Origin of the sequence: Enterobacter cloacae complex sp. 2024EL-00227 (assembly GCF_043945315.1) — a bacterium.
GTDB classification, from domain to species: Bacteria; Pseudomonadota; Gammaproteobacteria; order Enterobacterales; family Enterobacteriaceae; genus Enterobacter; species Enterobacter roggenkampii.
In genome coordinates this window covers 1-20,260 of record NZ_JBIMQP010000012.1, presented here as the reverse complement: position 1 = coordinate 20,260, position 20,260 = coordinate 1, and the positions used below count along the sequence as shown (strand labels likewise).

Sequence of the window (20,260 nt, the reverse complement as noted above, 5' to 3'; positions counted from 1 at the left end):
GAGTGCATGATGACGACTAAACGCAAAGCCTATGTGCGGCCTGTGCCGTCCACCTGGTGGAAAAACCTGCCGTTTCATCGCTTCTACATGCTGCGTGAAGGCACAGCGGTACCGGCGGTCTGGTTCAGCCTTGAGCTGATGTACGGCGTTTTTGCCCTCAAGCATGGCCCGGAAACCTGGGCCAGCTTTGTCGGTTTCCTGCAAAACCCGATCATTGTCATTCTGAACCTGATCGTGCTTGCGGCCGCGCTGCTGCATACCAAAACCTGGTTCGAACTGGCGCCAAAAGCGGCGAACATCATCGTAAAAGGCGAGAAAATGGGGCCAGAACCGGTGATTAAGGGGCTCTGGGCGGTGACGATTCTGGTCACTGTGGTCATTCTGTTTGTCGCACTGTTCTGGTAAGGAGACTACTGTGATCAATCCAAATCCAAAACGTTCTGACGAGCCGGTCTTCTGGGGCCTCTTTGGCGCAGGCGGCATGTGGAGTGCCATCATTGCCCCCGTCATCATTTTGCTGGTGGGCATTATGCTGCCGCTGGGGCTGTTCCCGGGCGATGCGCTGAGCTACGAACGCGTACTGGCATTCGCGAGCAGCTTTATTGGTCGCGTGTTCATCTTCCTGATGATCGTCCTGCCGCTGTGGTGTGGCCTGCACCGTATTCACCATGCGATGCATGACCTGAAAATCCATGTACCGAGCGGGAAATGGGTATTCTACGGTCTGGCGACCATCCTGACCGTGGTCACGCTGATTGCCGTGATCACTATCTGACGCCTCTGGCCCGCCATCCGGCGGGCCTTTTATTTCTGCATCTTCCCCACCAGCCATTGAGCAAACTCGCGCATTGCGGGCGTTTCTGCGCGTGACTGCAGCCTCGTGAGCCAGTAGCTGCCAAGGTCAATCTGCGTCGCAAAGGGTTGTACAATGCGCTCACTGTTCAGCAGATGGGTGAACATATCGACAGGGGCAATCGCGATGCCCGTACCTGCCTGCGCGGCTTCCAGCATGGTCACGGACGAATCAAATACCATTACCCGGTGCGTCGGTGAAGGCGGGTTTTCTCCCGCGGCCTGCATCCAGGCGGTCCACTCGTCGCGCCGGTAAGAACGCAGGAGGGTAAACTTCAGGATATCGGCAGGGGTGTGCAACGCGGCTGCAATGTCAGGCGTGCAAAGCGGCGCAAGCGGTGCAGGGCAAAGAAACGTCGCTTCCGTGCCGTGCCACGCCCCGCCGCCATAACGAATGGCGTAATCAAGCCCCTCGGCCGCCGGATCGACGCGATTGTTGTGCGTCGACAGCTGAAGATCGATATGCGGATAGCAGCGACGAAAGTCAGCGAGCTGCGAGAATAACACCCCCGTAGCAAAGGTACCCACCACGCCAATTTTCAGCTTCTCCTGGGCGCGCTGGCTGGCAAAGCGATCCAGCATTCCGGCAATTCGGTCGAACGAGTCATTCAGCACCGGCAGCAAATTCTCGCCTTCCGTGGTCAACATCAGCCCACGCGAAACGCGGACGAACAGCTGGCAGTTAAGATGCTGCTCCAGCGCCTTTACGTGCTGGCTAATCGCGGAATGGGTGACATTCAGTTCAATAGCGGCATGCGTAAAACTGAGGTGCCTTGCGGCAGCTTCGAAGGCGCGAAGCGAATTAAGCGGAAGATAGCTGCGGGTCATGGTCCCATCCGTTAGAAAAATTAACAGCTAATGCTAAATTTAACCGTTTGTCAGCCACAGTCAAATCCAACAGACTACAGCGGTCTGACGGGCCCGGACACTCCCTTGAACTGCTATTACGGAAGATAACCGATGATGACAAAATCCCTAAGCTGTGCCCTGCTGCTCAGCGTCGCCAGCGCTGCATTCGCCGCACCGATGTCCGAAAAACAGCTGGCTGAGGTGGTGGAACGTACCGTTACGCCGCTGATGAACGCGCAGGCCATTCCGGGTATGGCGGTGGCGGTAATTTATCAGGGTCAGCCACACTACTTTACCTTCGGTAAAGCCGATGTTGCGGCGAACAAACCCGTCACCCCGCAAACCCTGTTTGAGCTGGGCTCTATAAGTAAAACCTTCACCGGCGTACTGGGCGGCGATGCCATTGCCCGGGGTGAAATAGCGCTGGGCGATCCGGTAGCAAAATACTGGCCTGAGCTCACGGGCAAGCAGTGGCAGGGCATTCGCATGCTGGATCTGGCAACCTATACCGCAGGCGGTCTGCCGTTACAGGTGCCGGATGAGGTCACGGATACCGCCTCTCTGCTGCGCTTTTATCAAAACTGGCAGCCGCAGTGGAAGCCGGGTACCACGCGTCTTTACGCTAACGCCAGCATCGGTCTTTTTGGTGCGCTGGCGGTTAAACCTTCCGGCATGAGCTATGAGCAGGCCATGACGACGCGGGTCTTTAAACCCCTCAAGCTGGACCATACCTGGATTAACGTCCCGAAAGCGGAAGAGGCGCATTACGCCTGGGGATACCGTGAGGGTAAAGCGGTCCACGTTTCGCCAGGGATGCTGGACGCGGAAGCCTATGGCGTAAAAACTAACGTGAAGGATATGGCGAGCTGGCTGATAGCCAACATGAAGCCGGATTCTCTTCAGGCTCCCTCACTCAAGCAAGGCATTGCTCTGGCGCAGTCTCGCTACTGGCGCGTGGGGGCTATGTATCAGGGGCTGGGCTGGGAGATGCTCAACTGGCCGGTCGATGCCAAAACCGTCGTCGGAGGCAGTGATAACAAGGTGGCGCTGGCACCATTGCCCGTGGCAGAAGTGAATCCACCCGCGCCGCCGGTCAAAGCCTCCTGGGTCCATAAAACAGGCTCGACGGGCGGGTTTGGCAGCTACGTGGCATTTATTCCTGAAAAGCAGCTCGGCATTGTGATGCTGGCGAATAAAAGCTATCCGAACCCGGCACGCGTTGAGGCGGCATACCGTATCCTCGACGCGCTGCAGTAAAACATTGCCGGGTGGCGGCTTCGCCTTACCCGGCCTACAAAACCACGGTGTGCGGCGAAATTCGCCGCACAATCTTCCGCATTTTTCCTGCTGTCATCTACACTTAACAAAAAACAGTAAGGAAACTCCTATGCGCATTCTGCCTGTTATCGCCGCGGTGACAGCCGCGTTTTTAGTGGTTGCCTGCAGTTCCCCTACCCCGCCTCCTGGCGTCACCGTCGTCACGCCTTTTGATGCACAACGCTTCCTTGGAACATGGTATGAAATCGCGCGCCTCGACCATCGGTTTGAGCAGGGTCTAGAGAAGGTCACGGCGAATTACAGTCCGATGGATGATGGCGGTATTCAGGTGATCAACCGGGGCTATAATCCCGATCGGGAGATGTGGCAGCAGTCGGTGGGAAAAGCGTACTTCACTGGCGACCCGCGACGGGCCGCGCTTAAGGTCTCTTTCTTTGGTCCGTTTTATGGCGGTTATAACGTGATAGCGCTCGACAAAGCGTATCGCCATGCGCTGGTCTGTGGGCCGGATCGCGACTACCTGTGGATACTCTCCCGCACGCCAACTATTTCACCAGAAATGAAGCAGCAGATGCTGGACGTCGCGACCCGGCAAGGGTTTGATGTATCAAAACTTATCTGGGTAAAACAGCCCCATTAGTGGGTGCTGAGCTTAAGCCCAACGATCCCGGCCACAATCAGAGCGAGGCTGGCGATACGCGCCAGACTCGCTGACTCGCCGAGCAGCAGAATGCCGGTGATGGCGGCCCCCACCGCGCCAATACCCGTCCAGACGGCATAAGCCGTTCCCACAGGCAAAGAGCGCATCGCCCAGGATAGCAGAACAATACTGACTATCATGGCGGTAACGGTAATGACGCTGGGCGTCAGGCGGGTAAATCCGTGGGTGTACTTGAGACCAATCGCCCATACCACTTCGAGCAGGCCAGCAATAAAAAGAATGATCCAGGACATGTCAGGCTCCTTAACTTAATGCAAGTTGGGGCCGTCCCCGGTGAAAGAAACGCTTACGGGTCGTCCCGTAAGGCAGAGATTACGCCACCTATTGTGGTTAGCGTGCTATTTTTTTTCAATCCTTTTTTGCTGAACACGTTAAGGCAAGAAATAGCCGCAGTATGGCGCGGAGTTCCGGCTTTTAGCACTCATCCGACTTCTCTATGATGATGTGCTTTCTGATGGCAGGAAGCCAAACCACTAGCCGACTGCGAATAAAATATGTTCAAAATTCTTTTGATTGACCGTTGTCACTTCACCCGCGCGGGGTTTGAAGCATGGCTCAATCATTCCGGTTTGTTCCCGGGACACTACGTTGTGACCGGGCTGAATAATCTGTTTCTTGCCAGAGAACACATTCTGCAATGGAAACCGACGCTGGTTATCGCTGACCTGTACGGCTTCAGGCAGGATATTCACCATTTTCAGCAGCTCTCTTCCCTGCTTAACGCCAGTGAACGATTACCGTTTATTTTGCTGCAGTCGGGAGAGGACAGCGGCATGACCGACTGGCTTGGGAAGTTTCCGGTCTGGTCGTCGCTGTTGAAAAACGCCAGTCTCGAAGAGGTGGCAACGGTTATCAACGACGCGTTAATTTCGCGCGCCAGCGCTGACAGGCCAACGGCGGCAGCCCCTTTGCTGACCCGACAGGAAGAGAAGGTGCTGACGTTATGGATGGACGGCGCGAGCAATCAAAAAATTGCCGCTCACCTGAGCATCAACGGAAAAACGGTTTATACCTATAAACGCAATATCCGCATGAAATTACATATGGATACGCGTTTTTCTCCGTTCTTATCCCTGCAGGAATCAGAAAGCTGACGGTACGAAACCCGGCTGGTCCCGTACCGTTTATTCATTACTGCTGAGCTTTTGTTGCCGCACCAGAGATTGCGCTACCACCTTCAGAAATATCCTGACCGACGCCACGCGTGGTATTACAGGCCGTTAACACTGAAGAAAGTACCAAGACTGAAAAGATCGCTGCAATTGTCTTCTTAACCATAATATCTTCCTTTTATAGCCAAAGTTGTTTTGTGTATAGCAACTTAAGAATAGACAAAATCCCGCCGGTTGACGGAAGAGGAAGCATTTTTAGGAAAATTAGACGAACTTAGCTGGCGGCGTGAGAAATGATATGACCCAGATCCTGGATATCTTGTCCCATTCCACGCGTGGTGTTACAGCCAGAAAGCAATGCACTGGAGAGCGCTAACAGAAGCAGAATTTTAACGGTACGTTTCATCATCCCTGCCTGCAAAAAAATCGGGCGCAGCGGGCGCTGCGCCTTCAATCATACGTAAATTACTTCACGCGGGATACGTATTCGCCGGAGCGGGTATCCACTTTGATCACTTCGCCAGTCTGTACGAACAGTGGCACTTTCACCACTGCGCCGGTAGACAGTTTGGCTGGCTTACCGCCGGTACCTGCGGTATCACCCTTCAGACCTGGATCGGTTTCAACGATTTCCAGTTCTACGAAGTTTGGTGGGGTCACTGCGATAGGCTGGCCGTTCCACAGGGTCACGATGCACTCAGCCTGATCCAGCAGCCATTTAGCGCTGTCACCTACCGCTTTCTCATCAGCAGACAGCTGTTCGAAAGTGGAGTTGTTCATGAAATGCCAGAACTCGCCATCGTTGTACAGATAGGTCAGGTTCATATCAACAACATCAGCGCCTTCAGCAGAGTCAGTAGACTTGAAGGTTTTCTCAACACGGGTACCGGTCAGCAGACGGCGCAGCTTAACGCGTGCGAATGCCTGGCCTTTACCTGGTTTAACGAATTCGCTGGCTTCAACCGCGTACGGTTCGCCGTCCATCATGATTTTAAGACCAGCACGAAAATCGTTGCTATAGTACGTTGCCATAAGGCCCTCTAAATTTGTTAACTGGTAGCTAAGCCACAAAATGGCGCATATTGTAACCCTAAACACCCCGTCCAGAGAAGATTGGTTATCGCAACTTGCCGATGTAATCACCAGTCCTGATGAATTGCTGCGTCTTGTAGACCTCGATCAGCACCCAGAGTTGCTTGCAGGCCGCGAGGCAAAGCGCCTTTTCGCCCTGCGCGTTCCCCGTGCGTTTGTGGCGCGGATGGAGAAAGGTAATCCCGACGATCCGCTATTAAAACAAACGCTTACTTCGCAGGATGAATTTATTACTGCGCCGGGATACAGCACCGATCCGCTGGAAGAGCAGAACAGCGTGGTGCCGGGTTTACTGCACAAATATCTCAACCGCGCCCTGCTGCTGGTAAAAGGCGGGTGTGCGGTAAATTGTCGTTATTGCTTCCGTCGGCACTTCCCCTATGCCGAAAACCAGGGCAATAAACGCAACTGGCAGGTCGCGCTGGACTATATCGCCGCCCATCCGGAGCTGGATGAGATTATATTTTCCGGCGGTGACCCGTTGATGGCGAAAGATCATGAGCTGGACTGGCTGCTGACTCAGCTTGAAGCCATCCCGCACATTAAGCGCCTGCGCATTCATAGCCGCTTACCGATTGTTATTCCGGCACGTATCACCGACGGCCTTGTGGCACGCCTGGAGCAATCCCGCCTGCAGGTGCTGCTGGTGAATCATATTAATCACGCGAACGAAATTGACGATGCGTTTCGCGCGGCGATGGCGCGACTGCGTAAAGCGGGCGTGACGCTGCTGAACCAGAGCGTGCTGCTGCGTGGCGTGAATGATAGCGCCCGCGTGCTGGCCGATCTGAGCAATGCTCTGTTTGATGCGGGCGTGATGCCGTATTACCTGCACGTGCTGGATCGCGTTCAGGGCGCGGCGCATTTCATGGTGACGGATGAAGAAGCCCGGCAGATTATGCGCGAACTGTTAACGCTGGTTTCAGGCTATATGGTGCCGAAGCTGGCACGTGAGATTGGCGGAGAGCCGAGCAAGACGCCGCTCGATTTGCAGCTGCGGCAGCACTAAAAAGGCAGGTGGCGCTACGCTTACCCGCCCTACAGGGCTGGGCGCAGCGCCATTAGCACATTACATCAGTTCGGGCACTTATAGACCTGGCCCGTCATCTGGCTGGCGGTCGGCACGAAGCTGGACAGCATACTCTGCGTTGGGCTACTTACGCCGTAAATCACGTTGCCGCCCATTGCCGCAGCCTGATTACGCAGGGCATTCGCCGCTCCGCGCATAGAACCGCCTTCCTCACCGTGCTGACCCGACATCCAGTTACTTTGTTCACCGGTTGCCGTGCCTAACAGCTGGCATTCACTGCCAGGCTTATCTTCCACAAAGCGAACGCCCTGGCCCGCTGCCGACAGCTCATTGCTGGAGCTACAACCCGCCAGCAGCAGTGCTGCCCCTACAATCCCTGCACAGACTTTTACGCGCATGTTATTCCTCGTTTTCAATAAGCTGGACAGTAATTGTCCGTGTGTAAATCTTATACCTAAAAGATGACTAAAAGAAAAACCCCCGCGCATTTCTGCGAGCCAGATTCCGCGAGGCACTCCTCCGACATCTTAAATGAATTCTGATAATAACCTTTGGGATATCGTGTTTTAGCCCCCGATCGTTTTTAGTGATGCAACGTACAACTTTTGTACGCGACTAAAAAAGGAGGTTTTATGAGTGCATCATCCTCAGGAGAGGAAAAAGTGACATGGGTGGGTTATGTGGCGTTTGTACTTACCATCGTTTTTTTCTCGGGCTTTTTCGCCAAAAGCACCGAATGGTGGCGCGTGCTGGATTTTACCGTCTTAAACGGCAGCTTTGGCCCGGTCAACGGCGTTCTGACGTTTCGCGGAACGGGCGGAACGGGGGCGAAAGACGGTTTCCTCTTTGCCCTTGAGCTGGCTCCCTCGGTCATTTTATCGCTCGGTATCATTGCCGTCACCGAAGGTCTGGGCGGGTTACGTGCCGCACAGCAGCTTATGACCCCCATTTTACGTCCGCTGCTGGGTGTGCCGGGCGTTTGCTCCCTGGCGCTGATAGCCAACCTGCAAAACACCGATGCGGCGGCAGGGATGACCAAAGAGTTAACCGATGAAGGCGCGATTACGGATCAGGAGCGCGCTATTTTCGCCACCTTCCAGACCAGCGGTAGCGCCATCATTACCAACTATTTTTCTTCCGGTGCCGCGCTCTTCACCGTTATCACCATCCCGGTGATTACGCCGCTGGCCGTTATTCTGGTGTTTAAATTCGTTGGTGCGAACGTCCTGCGCCTGTGGATCGCCCACATGGAAAATCGTCGTCTTCAGGAGGAAGAACATGATCGCCCAGCCGCGTAAAAATATCATGGATATGTTTATTGATGGCGCCCGGCGCGGCTTTACCATCGCCACCACCAGCCTCTTGCCAAACGTCGTCATGGCGTTTGTCATCATTCAGGCGCTCAAGGTCACCGGCCTGCTGGATATTGTCGGCAAGATATGCGAGCCAATTATGGCGCTGTGGGGCCTTCCGGGTGCGGCGGCAACGGTTCTTTTGGCCTCGGTGATGAGTATGGGCGGCGGCGTGGGCGTCTGCGCCAGCCTGGTCGCCGCCGGCACGCTCAACGGCCACGATGCCACCATCCTGCTGCCCGCCATCTATCTGATGGGCAATCCGGTGCAAAACACCGGCCGCTGCCTGGGTACCGCCGGCGTAAACCCGAAATATTATCCGCATATTATTACTCTTTGTGTCATTAATGCCCTGCTCTCAATGTGGGTGATGCAGCTACTCTTCTGAGGAGATAAAAATGAATTTTTCAGTGCTGAACCCTCACCTTTTCCGCAACGCACATCTCTACGCCCCGGAGGATAAGGGACATTGCGATCTGCTGATCGCTGCGGGAAAAATCGTGGCGATCGAAAAAGCGAACCACGGAACAACGAGGCCAGACTGCCCGGAAAGCGATCTGGCTGGGGCGGTGGTTTGCCCGGGGTTTATTGACCAGCATGTGCATTTGATCGGTGGCGGCGGTGAGGCGGGCCCTCACACCCGCACGCCAGAGGTTCGCCTGTCTGCACTCGTTGCCGCAGGCATCACCTCGGTTGTTGGCCTGCTGGGCACCGACGGCGTGACCCGGCATCCTGAATCGCTGCTGGCAAAAACGCGGGCGCTTGAGCATGAAGGGATCAGCGCATGGATGCTGACGGGGGCGTACGGGCTGCCTTCGCCGACCATCACCGGCAGTGTCGAAAAAGACGTGGCGCTGATTGATAAAATCATTGGCGTGAAATGCGCGATCTCTGACCATCGTTCTTCCGCGCCAGCCGAGGACCAGCTCGCCAGTATGGCTGCCCAGTCACGCGTAGGCGGGCTGTTGGGTGCCAAAGCGGGTATTTCCGTGTTTCACCTCGGCAACAGCCCAAAGCTGCTGGAGCCGCTATTTAGCATCCTGAATAACGCCGACGTTCCCCGCGTAAAACTGCTGCCAACCCACGTTAACCGCGCCCGGGCGCTGTTCCTTGCCGCGCTGAGCTATGCCCGCGAAGGCGGCTTTATCGACATCACGACCAGCATCAGTGAACCGATTGACGCCGCCAGCGCCATCGTGATGGCCCGCGAGGCGCAGGTGCCGTTTAACCGGCTTACGCTCAGTTCGGACGGCAACGGCAGCCAGCCGAAATTTGATGAGAGCGGCAATCTGGTGGGTATGGGCGTGGCGGGGTTCGAATCCCTGCTCGAAACGCTGCAGCAGCTGGTCAGCCGGCATCAGCTGCCGCTGGAAGAGGCGCTTCTTCCCTTTACGCGAAACGTGGCGGCGTTTCTCGGGCTGGAGCATAAGGGACGGCTCGCGCCCGGATGCGATGCGGATTTCCTGGTACTGACGGACGATCTGAAGATTCGCGAGGTCTGGGCCAAAGGCCGCCAGATGGTGCGTGAAGGTGCCGTGTGCGTCAAAGGCACTTTCGAATAGCACCCAATAAAAAACCCCGGGCATTTCTGCCCGGGGTTCGTTCTGAGAGGTTCAGAACAACATGATTACATCATGCCGCCCATTCCACCCATGCCGCCCATGCCAGCAGCACCTAAGTCAGGCGCATCGCCTTTAGGCAGGTCGGTCACCATGCACTCGGTGGTGATCATCAGACCAGCAACAGAGGCCGCGTACTGCAGAGCAGAACGGGTCACTTTAGTTGGGTCCAGGATACCGAAGTCGATCATGTTGCCGTATTCTTCAGTTGCCGCGTTGTAACCGTAGTTACCTTCGCCCGCTTTCACCTTGTTCGCCACCACAGATGGCTCTTCACCGGCGTTAGACACGATCTGACGCAGAGGCGCTTCCATTGCGCGCAGCGCAACTTTGATACCCACGTTCTGGTCTTCGTTCTGAGCGGTCAGGCCAGCCAGTTTAGCGGCAACGCGCACCAGCGCAACGCCACCACCCGCAACCACGCCTTCTTCTACCGCAGCACGGGTCGCGTGCAGGGCATCGTCAACGCGCGCTTTTTTCTCTTTCATTTCAACTTCGGTCGCAGCACCGACTTTGATTACCGCAACGCCGCCTGCCAGTTTCGCTACGCGCTCCTGCAGTTTTTCACGGTCGTAATCGGAAGTCGCTTCTTCGATCTGCTTACGGATCTGACCAACGCGGCCCTGAATAGCGGCTTCTTCACCCACGCCATCGATGATGGTGGTGGTGTCTTTGTTGATCACAACGCGTTTTGCCTGGCCCAGGTCTTCCAGGGTCGCTTTTTCCAGCTCCATACCGATCTCTTCAGAGATGACGGTACCGCCGGTCAGGGTAGCGATATCCTGCAGCATCGCTTTACGACGATCGCCGAAGCCAGGTGCTTTAACCGCAGCCACTTTCACGATGCCGCGCATGGTGTTAACCACCAGGGTCGCCAGCGCTTCGCCTTCAACATCTTCAGCGATGATAACCAGCGGTTTGCCTGCTTTCGCAACGGCTTCCAGCACTGGCAGCATTTCGCGGATGTTGGAGATTTTTTTGTCAGCCAGCAGGATGAACGGGCTTTCCAGCTCAACAGCGCCAGTCTCTGGCTTGTTGATGAAGTATGGGGACAGGTAACCGCGGTCGAACTGCATACCTTCAACCACGTCCAGTTCGTCTTCCAGACCGGTACCGTCTTCAACGGTGATTACGCCTTCTTTACCGACTTTGTCCATCGCTTCCGCGATCAGTTTACCCACGGTTTCGTCGGAGTTAGCGGAGATGGTACCAACCTGAGCAATCGCTTTAGAGTCAGAGCACGGTACGGACAGCGCTTTCAGTTCTTCCACAGCGGAGGCGACAGCTTTGTCGATACCACGTTTCAGATCCATTGGGTTCATGCCCGCCGCAACGGCTTTCAGACCTTCGGTGATGATGGCCTGCGCCAGAACGGTCGCGGTGGTGGTACCGTCGCCTGCAGCGTCGTTCGCTTTAGAGGCCACTTCTTTCACCATCTGCGCACCCATGTTTTCGAACTTGTCTTCCAGCTCGATTTCACGTGCTACGGAAACACCGTCTTTGGTGATGGTTGGCGCGCCGAAGGATTTATCCAGCACTACGTTACGGCCTTTCGGGCCCAGGGTCACTTTAACTGCATCTGCCAGTACGTTTACGCCGCGGAGCATTTTTACACGAGCGTCGTTACCGAATTTTACGTCTTTAGCTGCCATGTTCTTATTTCCTCAAATTCTCGTGCGTAAATTACGCTTCAACAATTGCCAGAATGTCGCTCTCGGACATGATCAACACTTCTTCATTGTCGATCTTCTCGGATTTCACGCCGTAGCCATCGTTGAAAATTACGATGTCACCAACTTTAACGTCCAGTGGCTGCACAGTTCCGTTTTCCAGGATGCGGCCCTTACCGACAGCGATGATTTCGCCACGCGTTGATTTGGCTGCTGCAGAACCGGTCAGAACGATGCCGCCAGCAGACTTGGTTTCAACTTCTTTACGTTTGACGATCACACGATCATGTAACGGACGAATACTCATTGATAGCTCTCCTTTGAGAAAGTCATTATCAGTTATGGATGACGCCGGCCCGCATGCGGTTTTCCGACTAGTGCCCTGAGAGATGGGGATAGCTTTTTACCCCTTCAAGGGGGAGTTGAAAAAAAATTTTGCGAAAGTGTTACCATCGCCTCTCTTTTGGAATTGGCAGGACGATGTCAATGAGTGGACTCAAGCAGGAGTTGGGGCTGGCGCAGGGCGTCGGCCTGCTCTCAACCTCCTTATTAGGGACGGGCGTGTTCGCCGTACCTGCACTGGCGGCACTGGTAGCCGGAAATAACAGTCTGTGGGCGTGGCCCGTTCTGATTGTATTGGTTTTCCCGATTGCCATTGTGTTTGCCATCCTGGGGCGGCATTTCCCCAGCGCGGGCGGCGTGGCGCATTTTGTCGGGCTGGCATTTGGCCCGCGACTGGAGCGTGTGACCGGCTGGCTGTTTCTCTCCGTTATTCCGGTTGGGCTTCCTGCGGCGCTGCACATTGCAACCGGCTTTGGCCAGGCGCTGTTTGGCTGGCATGACGAGCAGTTGCTGTTGGCCGAACTGGGTACGCTGGCTATCGTCTGGTGGGTGGGTTCACGCGGAGCCCGCTCCAGCGCCAACCTGCAGACACTGGTTGCGGTGCTGATTGTCGCGCTCGTTGCCGCTATCTGGTGGGCGGGCGATATCACCGTAAAAGAGATTCCCTTCCCGGCCGTGACAGACGTCGACCACTCACAGCTTTTTGCCGCGCTCTCCGTCATGTTCTGGTGTTTTGTCGGTCTGGAGGCCTTTGCTCATCTGACGTCAGAATTTAAGCAGCCTGAACGTGATTTCCCCCGCGCACTGATGATCGGCCTGCTGCTGGCAGGCACGGTGTACTGGGCGTGTACCGTGCTCGTGTTGCACTTCAAGGCTTTCGGAGCCGATCTCGCCGCCGCGGCATCGCTGCCGGGTATCGTGGTTGAACTGTTTGGTGTGAAGGCGCTGTGGATCGCCTGCGTTATCGGCTATCTGGCCTGTTTTGCCAGCCTCAACATTTATATCCAGAGCTTTGCCCGTCTGGTGTGGTCGCAGGCGCTTTACAGACCTGATAACCACCTCGCACGGCTGTCTAAACGCCAGCTGCCGCTGAATGCCCTGAATGCCGTACTGGGCTGCTGCGTGGTGAGTACGCTGTGCATTTACGCCCTGAAGGTCAATCTGGATACGCTGCTCGTCTACGCCAATGGCATTTTCATCATGATCTACCTGCTGTGCATGCTGGCAGGTTGTCGTCTGCTGAAAGGCCGTTATAAAGCACTGGCGCTTGTCGGGGGGCTACTGTGCCTGCTGTTGCTGGCAATGGTGGGGTGGAAAAGTATGTACGCCATCGTCATGCTGGCGGTGTTGTGGCTGGCGCTTTAGTAGGCCCGGTAAGCGAAGCGCCACCGGGCAACAAAATCACCGTTCGTCTTTGTGATCCAGACGGTCGTGCTGTTCATCCTTACGCTGATATTCCCCTTCAAACGTGTCGCCTGGCCCGGTGCTGAACCCACCGCCCGGCATACGGCTAAAGCGCAGATGCGGCAGCAGCTTCATGGTCAGGTGCTTTTGCACCGGCGGCAGAAGCAGCAGAAGGCCGAGGAAGTCGGTGAAGAACCCGGGCAGAATCAGCAGCAGCCCCGCAATAATCAACGACACGCTTTTGATCATCTCTTCCGCCGGGCTTTCGCCTGCGGCCATCTTTTGCTGCATTATCAGGAAATTTTTGAAACCCTGATTACGCACCAGCGACATGCCGATGATGGAGGTGAAAATCACCAGAATCAGCGTCAGCAGGACGCCCAGCACATGGGCAACCTGGATGAAAATGGAAATCTCAATGTAAACATAGAGAAAGAAAGCAATAAACGGTATCCAGCGCACTGGCATCTCCTGTGTGGCAGAGGCCATCGGCCCCTGTCTGAATGTGTTCGCGACGCGCGTTTGTATGAGATGGTGACGGTTAGCGAAAATTCAATCAGTTTGCACGGATATTTTTTTTGGAAATATTAAAGCGGTGACCCATTTCACAGATTAATAATTATCATGGAATCGGCTCGATAATAAGTGATCCAGCTTACGGCAATTCGCTATCATCAGCATATGATCTCGAGCATCTGGCTGATTGAGGGAATAATCGTCGGTCAGAAAATATTCAAAACCACATAAATACTGTGTGTTTAGTACAATCCATCGGCAGCTTGAAAAGAAGGTTCACATGTTAAACAACATTCGTATCGAAGAAGACTTGTTGGGTACCAGGGAAGTTCCAGCGGATGCCTACTACGGTGTCCACACTCTGAGAGCGATTGAAAACTTCTACATCAGCAACAGCAAAATCAGCGACATCCCTGAGTTTGTTCGTGGCATGGTGATGGTGAAGAAAGCCGCAGCCCTGGCCAACAAAGAGCTGCAAACCATTCCTAAAAGCGCGGCAAATGCGATTATCGCAGCCTGCGATGAAGTGCTGAACAACGGCAAATGCATGGATCAGTTCCCGGTTGACGTCTATCAGGGCGGCGCGGGCACCTCCGTCAACATGAATACCAACGAAGTACTGGCAAACATTGGCCTGGAGCTGATGGGTCACCAGAAAGGTGAATACCAGTACCTGAACCCGAACGACCACGTCAACAAATGCCAGTCTACCAACGACGCGTACCCTACCGGCTTCCGTATCGCGGTGTATGCCTCCGTGGTGAAACTGGTGGATGCGATCAACCAACTGGGTGATGGCTTCCAGCGTAAAGCGGTTGAGTTCCAGGACATTCTGAAAATGGGTCGTACCCAGCTGCAGGATGCGGTACCGATGACCCTCGGCCAGGAATTCCACGCGTTTAACGTCCTGCTGAACGAAGAGACTAAAAATCTGCTGCGCACCTCCGAGCTGCTGCTGGAAGTGAACCTGGGCGCTACCGCCATCGGTACGCGTCTGAACACCCCGGATGGCTATCAGCAGCTGGCGGTACAGAAGCTGGCTGAAGTGTCCAACCTGCCGGTTGTGCCTGCAGAAGACCTGATTGAAGCGACCTCCGACTGCGGCGCCTACGTCATGGTACACAGCGCGCTGAAACGTCTGGCGGTTAAGCTGTCCAAAATTTGTAACGACCTGCGCCTGCTCTCTTCCGGCCCGCGCGCTGGCCTGAACGAAATCAACCTGCCAGAACTGCAGGCAGGTTCGTCCATCATGCCAGCCAAGGTGAACCCGGTCGTGCCAGAAGTAGTGAATCAGGTTTGCTTCAAAGTCATCGGTAACGATACGACCGTGACCATGGCCTCTGAAGCGGGTCAGCTGCAGCTGAACGTGATGGAGCCAGTCATTGGCCAGGCGATGTTTGAATCTATCCACATTCTGACCAACGCCTGCTACAACCTGCTGGAAAAATGCATCAACGGCATCACGGCGAATAAAGAAGTCTGCGAGGGTTATGTCTATAACTCCATCGGGATCGTCACCTACCTCAACCCGTTCATCGGGCACCATAACGGCGACATCGTCGGTAAGATTTGCGCCGAAACCGGTAAGAGCGTGCGTGAAGTGGTGCTGGAGCGCGGGCTGTTGACCGAAGCCGAGCTGGACGATATTTTCTCAGCCCAGAACCTGATGCACCCGGCCTATAAAGCGAAACGATATACCGATGAAAGCGAACAGTAACCGTTCAGGCTAGGCTTCTTAAGGCACGTCACTTGTGACGTGCCTTTTTTCTTTTTAGGCGTTACCAAAATACAACAATTCAATATCAACTTGTTAATAAGCAAGGCAGGTCCTTATGTTTGGAGCAGAACTCGTCATCGTCTTGTTGGCGATTTATTTGGGAGCACGACTCGGGGGTATCGGCATCGGTTTTGCCGGCGGTCTTGGAGTGCTCGTTCTTACCCTTATCTTTCAGATTAAACCCGGCGCAATCCCGTTCGACGTTATCGAAATCATCATGGCAGTCATTGCCGCTATTGCCGCCATGCAGGTGGCAGGCGGTATGGACTACCTGGTGAGCCTGGCGGAGCGCATGCTACGCCGCCACCCGAAATACATAACCTTCCTTGCTCCGCTGGTGACCTGGTTTATGACCATTCTCGCCGGTACTGGCCACACCGCTTTCTCCACGCTGCCGGTGATCACCGAAGTGGCGAAAGAACAGGGCATCCGTCCGTCGCGTCCGCTCTCTATTGCCGTCGTCGCGTCCCAGATCGCGATTACCGCCTCGCCGATTTCCGCGGCGGTGGTCTTCTTCGCCGGTATCCTGGAGCCGATGGGCGTGAGCTACCTGACGCTGCTGGCGATCTGCATTCCGGTGACGCTGATTGCGGTGATGATTACCGCCGTGCTGTGTAACTTCCTCGGTGCTGAACTGAAAGACGATCCGGTTTATCAGGAGCGTCTGGCAAAAGGTGAAGTGAGCCTGCGCGGCAGCCAGATCTTCGAACTGAAGCCACATGCGAAACGCTCCGTGCTGCTGTTCCTGATTGGTATTGTTGCCGTCATGTTCTATGCGACCGCCATCAGCGATACCGTGGGGCTGATCCAGAACCCGGTCCTGTCGCGTAACGAAGCGATTGTGGTGTTCATGCTGACCATCGCAACGCTGATTAGCATCACCTGTAAAATTGACACCAGCGAAGTGCTGAACGCCAGCACTTTCAAATCCGGTATGAGCGCCTGCGTGTGCGTGCTGGGTGTGGCGTGGCTCGGTGATACCTTCGTGAAAGCGCACATTAGCGACATTCAGACCGTAGCAGGCGACCTGCTGCATAACTACCCATGGCTGCTGGCGGTCGTGCTGTTCTTTGCGGCTACCCTGCTTTACTCTCAGGCAGCGACCACCAAAGCGCTGATGCCTGCGGCTCTGATGCTGGGCGTCACCCCGTTAACCGCTATCGCCTCGTTTGCTGCTGTTTCTGCCCTGTTTGTGCTGCCTACCTACCCAACCTTGCTGGCGGCCGTTGAGATGGACGACACAGGCTCAACCCGTATCGGTAAGTATGTGTTTAACCATGCGTTCCTGATCCCGGGCGTGGTCGCCATTTCACTCTGCGTGATCCTCGGCTTTATCATCGGTGGCGTGGTGCTGTAAACCGTTCCCGGTTGTAAAAATAGTTAAAATCGGGCCGCTCTGCGGCCCGTTTCATTAATGACCAACCGCCTTGCGTGATATAGTGAAACCTTTCGTGATGAGGAGGTCGACTTGTGAACACGCCTGATGCCGTTGTCGTACTGTGTACCGCCCCTGATGAAGCCTCTGCCCAGGATCTCGCCGCCAAAGTGCTGGCCGAAAAACTGGCAGCCTGCGTCACGCTCCTCCCCGGCGCGACCTCTCTTTACTACTGGGAAGGTAAGCTGGAGCAAGAGTACGAAGTCCAGATGTTGCTCAAAACCAATCTGGCGAATCAGCAGGCACTCCTGGACTGCCTCAAATCTCATCATCCTTACCAAACCTCGGAGCTGCTGGTCCTGCCAGTGGTTCATGGCGATAACGACTATCTCTCATGGCTCAACGCTTCCTTACGCTGATCCTGCTGCTGTGCAGCACATCAGTATTTGCCGGGTTGTTTGACGCGCCCGGCCGTTCGAACTTCATCCCTGCCGACCAGGCGTTTGTTTTCGATTTTCAGCAAAACCAGCATGACCTTACGCTTAACTGGCAGGTGAAAGAGGGCTATTACCTCTATCGCAAGCAGGTAAGCATTACGCCTGCTCAGGCCAGCGTGGGCGCTTTACAGATGCCCTCTGGCGAGTGGCATGAAGATGAGTTTTACGGCAAAAGCGAAATCTATCGCCAGCACCTGAGCGTGCCTGTTACGGTGAATCAGGCGGATAAAGGTGCGACCCTGACGGTGACCTATCAGGGGTGCGCGGATGCCGGATTCTGCTATCCGCCTGAAACAAAAATGGTTCCGCTTAGTGAGGTGAAAGCCTCTGCCACGGTTCCCCCTCTTCCTTCGGGCGAGAAGCGTGAAGCTCCCGCTGACCTTCCGTTCTCCGCGCTGTGGGCCTTGCTGATCGGTATCGGCATTGCCTTTACCCCTTGCGTGCTGCCGATGTATCCGCTCATCTCTGGCATTGTGCTGGGCGGCAAACAGCGCCTTTCCACCGCCCGCGCGCTGCTGCTGGCCTTTATTTACGTGCAGGGTATGGCGCTGACCTACACGGCACTCGGCCTTGTGGTCGCCGCTGCCGGGTTGCAGTTCCAGGCCGCACTTCAGCACCCGTACGTGCTGATTGGCCTGTCGGCGATATTTATCCTGCTGGCACTGTCGATGTTTGGCCTGTTCACGCTGCAGTTACCGTCTGCTCTACAAACCCGCTTAACGCTGATGAGTAATCGTCAGCAGGGAGGCTCGGCAGGCGGCGTGTTTATGATGGGGGCCATCGCCGGACTGATTTGCTCCCCTTGCACCACTGCCCCGCTGAGCGCCATCCTGCTCTATATTGCCCAGAGCGGCAATCTGTGGCTCGGCGGCGGTACGCTGTACCTTTATGCGCTGGGCATGGGCCTGCCGCTCATTCTGGTCACGGTTTTTGGCAACCGCCTGCTGCCGAAGAGCGGCCCGTGGATGGAGACGGTGAAAACCGCATTTGGTTTTGTGATTCTGGCGCTGCCGGTGTTTCTGCTGGAACGCATTACGGGTGACGTCTGGGGCACTCGCCTGTGGGCGATGCTCGGCGTAGCGTTCTTCTCCTGGGCATTTATCGTCAGTCTGGGGGCCAAAAAAGCGTGGATGCGCCTGGTGCAAATCCTCCTGCTCGCCGCCGCGCTGGTGAGCGTGCGTCCTCTGCAGGATTGGGCGTTCGGCTCGCCGGTCAGCCAGACGCAGGCGCATTTGAACTTCATCCAGATTAAGAACGTCGATGAGCTCAACAGCGCGCTCGCACAGGCGAAAGGCAAGCCGGTGATGCTCGATCTCTATGCCGACTGGTGCGTCGCCTGCAAAGAGTTTGAAAAATACACCTTTAGCGATCCTCAGGTACAAAACCCCCTGAAAGAGACGGTTCTGCTCCAGGCGAACGTAACCGCCAATAATGCGCAGGATAAGGCTCTGCTGAAGCAGCTTAACGTGCTCGGGCTGCCAACCATCCTGTTCTTCAATCAACAGGGCCAGGAGCAGCCAGAACAGCGTGTAACCGGCTTTATGGATGCCGCGGCATTCAGCGCGCATTTGCGCAATCGCCAACCGTAAACAACACTGTAAACGTAACACACCGTTGGGAATAGCGGAGGAGATAACCGTGCAACGCGAAGACGTACTGGGACAAGCCCTGCAATTACTTGAGATTTATGGGATCGCCAGCACCACGCTTGAGATGGTAGCCGACCGTATCGATTACCCCCTGGATGATCTTAAGCGCTTCTGGCCGGATAAAGAGGCGCTCGTTTATGATGCTCTACGCTATCTCAGCCAGCAGGTTGATATCTGGCGCAGGCAGCTGATGCTGAATGAAGAACTGACTGCGGAACAAAAGCTTCTGGCGCGCTATACCGCCCTGACGGAATGTGTCAGCAACAATCGCTATCCGGGCTGCCTGTTTATTGCGGCCTGTACGTTCTATCCCGATCCCGACCATCCTGTCCATCAGTTGGCGGATCAGCAAAAACGGGCTGCGCATGACTTCACTCACGAGCTGCTGACCCGTCTTGAAGTGGATGACCCGGCAATGGTGGCGAAACAGATGGAGCTGGTGCTGGAGGGCTGCCTGAGCCGCATGCTGGTGAACCGTAGCCAGGCCGATGTGGATACGGCGCACCGGCTGGCGGAAGATATTCTGCGCTTTGCTCAGTGCCGTATGGGCGGGGCGTTAACGTAAGCGAACCTGTTAAATTTGACGTATTCGACGCGTAAACCATCAGATTGCCGCAAAGTTAAGCAATTGAACAGCTTTTCCCGAAATAATGTTGACGATAAGGCGCGATTGCGGTTTAATGCGCTCCGTTGCCCGGATAGCTCAGTCGGTAGAGCAGGGGATTGAAAATCCCCGTGTCCTTGGTTCGATTCCGAGTCCGGGCACCACTATTTAAAGAACCCAGCCTATGGCTGGGTTTTTGCTTTTCTGCGTTTATAAATCCCTTCTTTAGTATTCTTGCTTCTTTTTACCGTGGGATCGTGCGGTCTGCCATGCCCGGTGGCGCTGCGCTTACCGGGCCTACAGGTTTTGTAGGCCGGATAAGGCGAAGCCGTCATCCGGCATGTTTTCTGGCGCACAAAGCAAAAAACCCCGCACCTTTCGGTACGGGGTTCTTCTTGTTTGATGCCTGGCAGTTCCCTACTCTCACATGGGGAGACCCCACACTACCATCGGCGCTACGGCGTTTCACTTCTGAGTTCGGCATGGGGTCAGGTGGGACCACCGCGCTAAAGCCGCCAGGC

At 55.3% G+C, this 20,260-nt stretch carries 24 protein-coding genes, 1 tRNA gene and 1 rRNA gene; 16 read left to right on the top strand and 10 right to left on the bottom strand.

The window, feature by feature from the left end; all coding sequences use genetic code 11:
* Nucleotides 1-9: 9 nt before the first annotated feature.
* The gene (frdC, locus tag ACHH0Z_RS19025) at nt 10-405 is read left to right on the top strand and encodes a fumarate reductase subunit FrdC (protein ID WP_045409554.1); all 396 of its coding nucleotides are present in this window, start codon (nt 10-12) and stop codon (nt 403-405) included.
* Between the two features lie 10 nt (nt 406-415).
* Entirely contained in the window at nt 416-775 is a 360-nt protein-coding gene (gene frdD / locus ACHH0Z_RS19020; RefSeq protein WP_008502934.1) for a fumarate reductase subunit FrdD, read from the top strand.
* 29 nt (nt 776-804) lie between these two features.
* Here the strand turns inward: frdD and ampR are convergent, their stop codons facing one another.
* Complete coding sequence (gene ampR, locus ACHH0Z_RS19015; RefSeq protein ID WP_023293463.1) at nt 805-1,680, bottom strand: LysR family transcriptional regulator AmpR; 876 nt, start codon at nt 1,678-1,680, stop codon at nt 805-807.
* Between the two features lie 132 nt (nt 1,681-1,812).
* Between ampR and ACHH0Z_RS19010 the strand changes: the two genes are divergently transcribed.
* Both ACHH0Z_RS19010 and ACHH0Z_RS19005 read left to right on the top strand, forming a co-directional pair.
* On the top strand, nt 1,813-2,958 hold the full coding sequence (locus ACHH0Z_RS19010; protein WP_045409557.1) for a cephalosporin-hydrolyzing class C beta-lactamase MIR-7: 1,146 nt from the start codon (nt 1,813-1,815) through the stop codon (nt 2,956-2,958).
* 130 nt (nt 2,959-3,088) lie between these two features.
* A complete protein-coding gene (locus tag ACHH0Z_RS19005; protein WP_021240724.1) occupies nt 3,089-3,619 on the top strand; it encodes a lipocalin family protein in 531 nt (176 codons plus the stop codon).
* Here the strand turns inward: ACHH0Z_RS19005 and sugE are convergent.
* On the bottom strand, nt 3,616-3,933 hold the full coding sequence (gene sugE, locus ACHH0Z_RS19000; protein ID WP_008502938.1) for a quaternary ammonium compound efflux SMR transporter SugE: 318 nt from the start codon (nt 3,931-3,933) through the stop codon (nt 3,616-3,618). The genes ACHH0Z_RS19005 and sugE overlap by 4 nt on opposite strands.
* 261 nt (nt 3,934-4,194) lie before the next feature.
* On the opposite strand from sugE, the gene ACHH0Z_RS18995 reads away from it, so the two are divergent.
* On the top strand, nt 4,195-4,794 hold the full coding sequence (locus tag ACHH0Z_RS18995) for a LuxR C-terminal-related transcriptional regulator (protein WP_021240725.1): 600 nt from the start codon (nt 4,195-4,197) through the stop codon (nt 4,792-4,794).
* A 37-nt stretch (nt 4,795-4,831) separates the two neighbouring features.
* Here ACHH0Z_RS18995 and ecnB read toward each other — a convergent pair whose 3' ends face one another.
* From ecnB to efp, 3 genes are all read right to left on the bottom strand, one after another.
* Nucleotides 4,832-4,978 (bottom strand): lipoprotein toxin entericidin B, encoded by a 147-nt coding sequence (ecnB, locus tag ACHH0Z_RS18990; protein WP_003025482.1) that lies wholly within the window; start codon nt 4,976-4,978, stop codon nt 4,832-4,834.
* Between the two features lie 108 nt (nt 4,979-5,086).
* Nucleotides 5,087-5,218 (bottom strand): entericidin A/B family lipoprotein, encoded by a 132-nt coding sequence (locus ACHH0Z_RS18985; protein ID WP_024907352.1) that lies wholly within the window; start codon nt 5,216-5,218, stop codon nt 5,087-5,089.
* Nucleotides 5,219-5,277: 59 nt separating this feature from the next.
* A complete protein-coding gene (gene efp / locus ACHH0Z_RS18980; RefSeq protein WP_008502940.1) occupies nt 5,278-5,844 on the bottom strand; it encodes an elongation factor P in 567 nt (188 codons plus the stop codon).
* A 40-nt stretch (nt 5,845-5,884) separates the two neighbouring features.
* Between efp and epmB the strand changes: the two genes are divergently transcribed.
* Nucleotides 5,885-6,913 carry an EF-P beta-lysylation protein EpmB gene (gene epmB / locus ACHH0Z_RS18975; protein ID WP_045409559.1) on the top strand — a complete coding sequence of 343 codons (1,029 nt, stop codon included), beginning with the start codon at nt 5,885-5,887 and terminating at the stop codon, nt 6,911-6,913.
* Nucleotides 6,914-6,978: 65 nt separating this feature from the next.
* On the opposite strand, the gene ACHH0Z_RS18970 is transcribed toward epmB, so the two are convergent.
* On the bottom strand, nt 6,979-7,332 hold the full coding sequence (locus tag ACHH0Z_RS18970) for a DUF4156 domain-containing protein (RefSeq protein WP_008502942.1): 354 nt from the start codon (nt 7,330-7,332) through the stop codon (nt 6,979-6,981).
* Nucleotides 7,333-7,566: 234 nt separating this feature from the next.
* Here ACHH0Z_RS18970 and ACHH0Z_RS18965 point away from each other — a divergent pair, with 234 nt between their 5' ends.
* The 3 genes from ACHH0Z_RS18965 to iadA are packed head-to-tail and all read left to right on the top strand — an operon-like array spanning nt 7,567 to nt 9,848.
* The gene (locus ACHH0Z_RS18965; protein WP_045409561.1) at nt 7,567-8,232 is read left to right on the top strand and encodes a nucleoside recognition domain-containing protein; all 666 of its coding nucleotides are present in this window, start codon (nt 7,567-7,569) and stop codon (nt 8,230-8,232) included.
* Complete coding sequence (locus tag ACHH0Z_RS18960) at nt 8,213-8,674, top strand: YjiG family protein (RefSeq protein WP_023293466.1); 462 nt, start codon at nt 8,213-8,215, stop codon at nt 8,672-8,674. The genes ACHH0Z_RS18965 and ACHH0Z_RS18960 overlap by 20 nt, the downstream gene beginning before the upstream one ends.
* Before the next feature lie 10 nt (nt 8,675-8,684).
* Nucleotides 8,685-9,848, top strand: coding sequence for a beta-aspartyl-peptidase (iadA, locus tag ACHH0Z_RS18955; RefSeq protein ID WP_395149559.1), 1,164 nt, complete (start codon nt 8,685-8,687; stop codon nt 9,846-9,848).
* 65 nt (nt 9,849-9,913) lie between these two features.
* Here iadA and groL read toward each other — a convergent pair whose 3' ends face one another.
* A complete protein-coding gene (groL, locus tag ACHH0Z_RS18950; RefSeq protein ID WP_008502946.1) occupies nt 9,914-11,557 on the bottom strand; it encodes a chaperonin GroEL in 1,644 nt (547 codons plus the stop codon).
* Nucleotides 11,558-11,588: 31 nt separating this feature from the next.
* Entirely contained in the window at nt 11,589-11,882 is a 294-nt protein-coding gene (locus tag ACHH0Z_RS18945; RefSeq protein ID WP_003855929.1) for a co-chaperone GroES, read from the bottom strand.
* 179 nt (nt 11,883-12,061) lie between these two features.
* Between ACHH0Z_RS18945 and yjeH the strand changes: the two genes are divergently transcribed.
* Entirely contained in the window at nt 12,062-13,282 is a 1,221-nt protein-coding gene (gene yjeH, locus ACHH0Z_RS18940) for an L-methionine/branched-chain amino acid transporter (RefSeq protein WP_045409564.1), read from the top strand.
* 36 nt (nt 13,283-13,318) lie between these two features.
* On the opposite strand, the gene ACHH0Z_RS18935 is transcribed toward yjeH, so the two are convergent.
* Nucleotides 13,319-13,783: an FxsA family protein gene (locus ACHH0Z_RS18935; RefSeq protein WP_045409566.1), complete on the bottom strand. Its 465-nt coding sequence runs from the start codon at nt 13,781-13,783 to the stop codon at nt 13,319-13,321.
* Between the two features lie 334 nt (nt 13,784-14,117).
* On the opposite strand from ACHH0Z_RS18935, the gene aspA reads away from it, so the two are divergent.
* From aspA to ACHH0Z_RS18905, 6 genes are all read left to right on the top strand, one after another.
* Nucleotides 14,118-15,554 (top strand): aspartate ammonia-lyase, encoded by a 1,437-nt coding sequence (gene aspA / locus ACHH0Z_RS18930; RefSeq protein WP_003855923.1) that lies wholly within the window; start codon nt 14,118-14,120, stop codon nt 15,552-15,554.
* 115 nt (nt 15,555-15,669) lie between these two features.
* The gene (locus ACHH0Z_RS18925; protein ID WP_045409568.1) at nt 15,670-16,971 is read left to right on the top strand and encodes an anaerobic C4-dicarboxylate transporter; all 1,302 of its coding nucleotides are present in this window, start codon (nt 15,670-15,672) and stop codon (nt 16,969-16,971) included.
* A 113-nt stretch (nt 16,972-17,084) separates the two neighbouring features.
* Nucleotides 17,085-17,408, top strand: a complete 324-nt coding sequence (gene cutA, locus ACHH0Z_RS18920; protein WP_045409570.1) for a divalent cation tolerance protein CutA — start codon at nt 17,085-17,087, stop codon at nt 17,406-17,408.
* Nucleotides 17,384-19,075, top strand: coding sequence for a protein-disulfide reductase DsbD (locus ACHH0Z_RS18915; RefSeq protein WP_045409571.1), 1,692 nt, complete (start codon nt 17,384-17,386; stop codon nt 19,073-19,075). Before cutA ends, ACHH0Z_RS18915 begins: the two co-directional genes overlap by 25 nt.
* Nucleotides 19,076-19,124: 49 nt before the next feature.
* The gene (locus ACHH0Z_RS18910; RefSeq protein ID WP_021240733.1) at nt 19,125-19,700 is read left to right on the top strand and encodes a transcriptional regulator; all 576 of its coding nucleotides are present in this window, start codon (nt 19,125-19,127) and stop codon (nt 19,698-19,700) included.
* A gap of 127 nt (nt 19,701-19,827) precedes the next feature.
* Nucleotides 19,828-19,903: transfer RNA gene (locus tag ACHH0Z_RS18905), tRNA-Phe, on the top strand.
* A 240-nt stretch (nt 19,904-20,143) separates the two neighbouring features.
* On the opposite strand, the gene rrf is transcribed toward ACHH0Z_RS18905, so the two are convergent.
* A 5S ribosomal RNA gene (rrf, locus tag ACHH0Z_RS18900) occupies nt 20,144-20,259 on the bottom strand.
* Between the last annotated feature and the right edge of the window lies 1 nt (nt 20,260).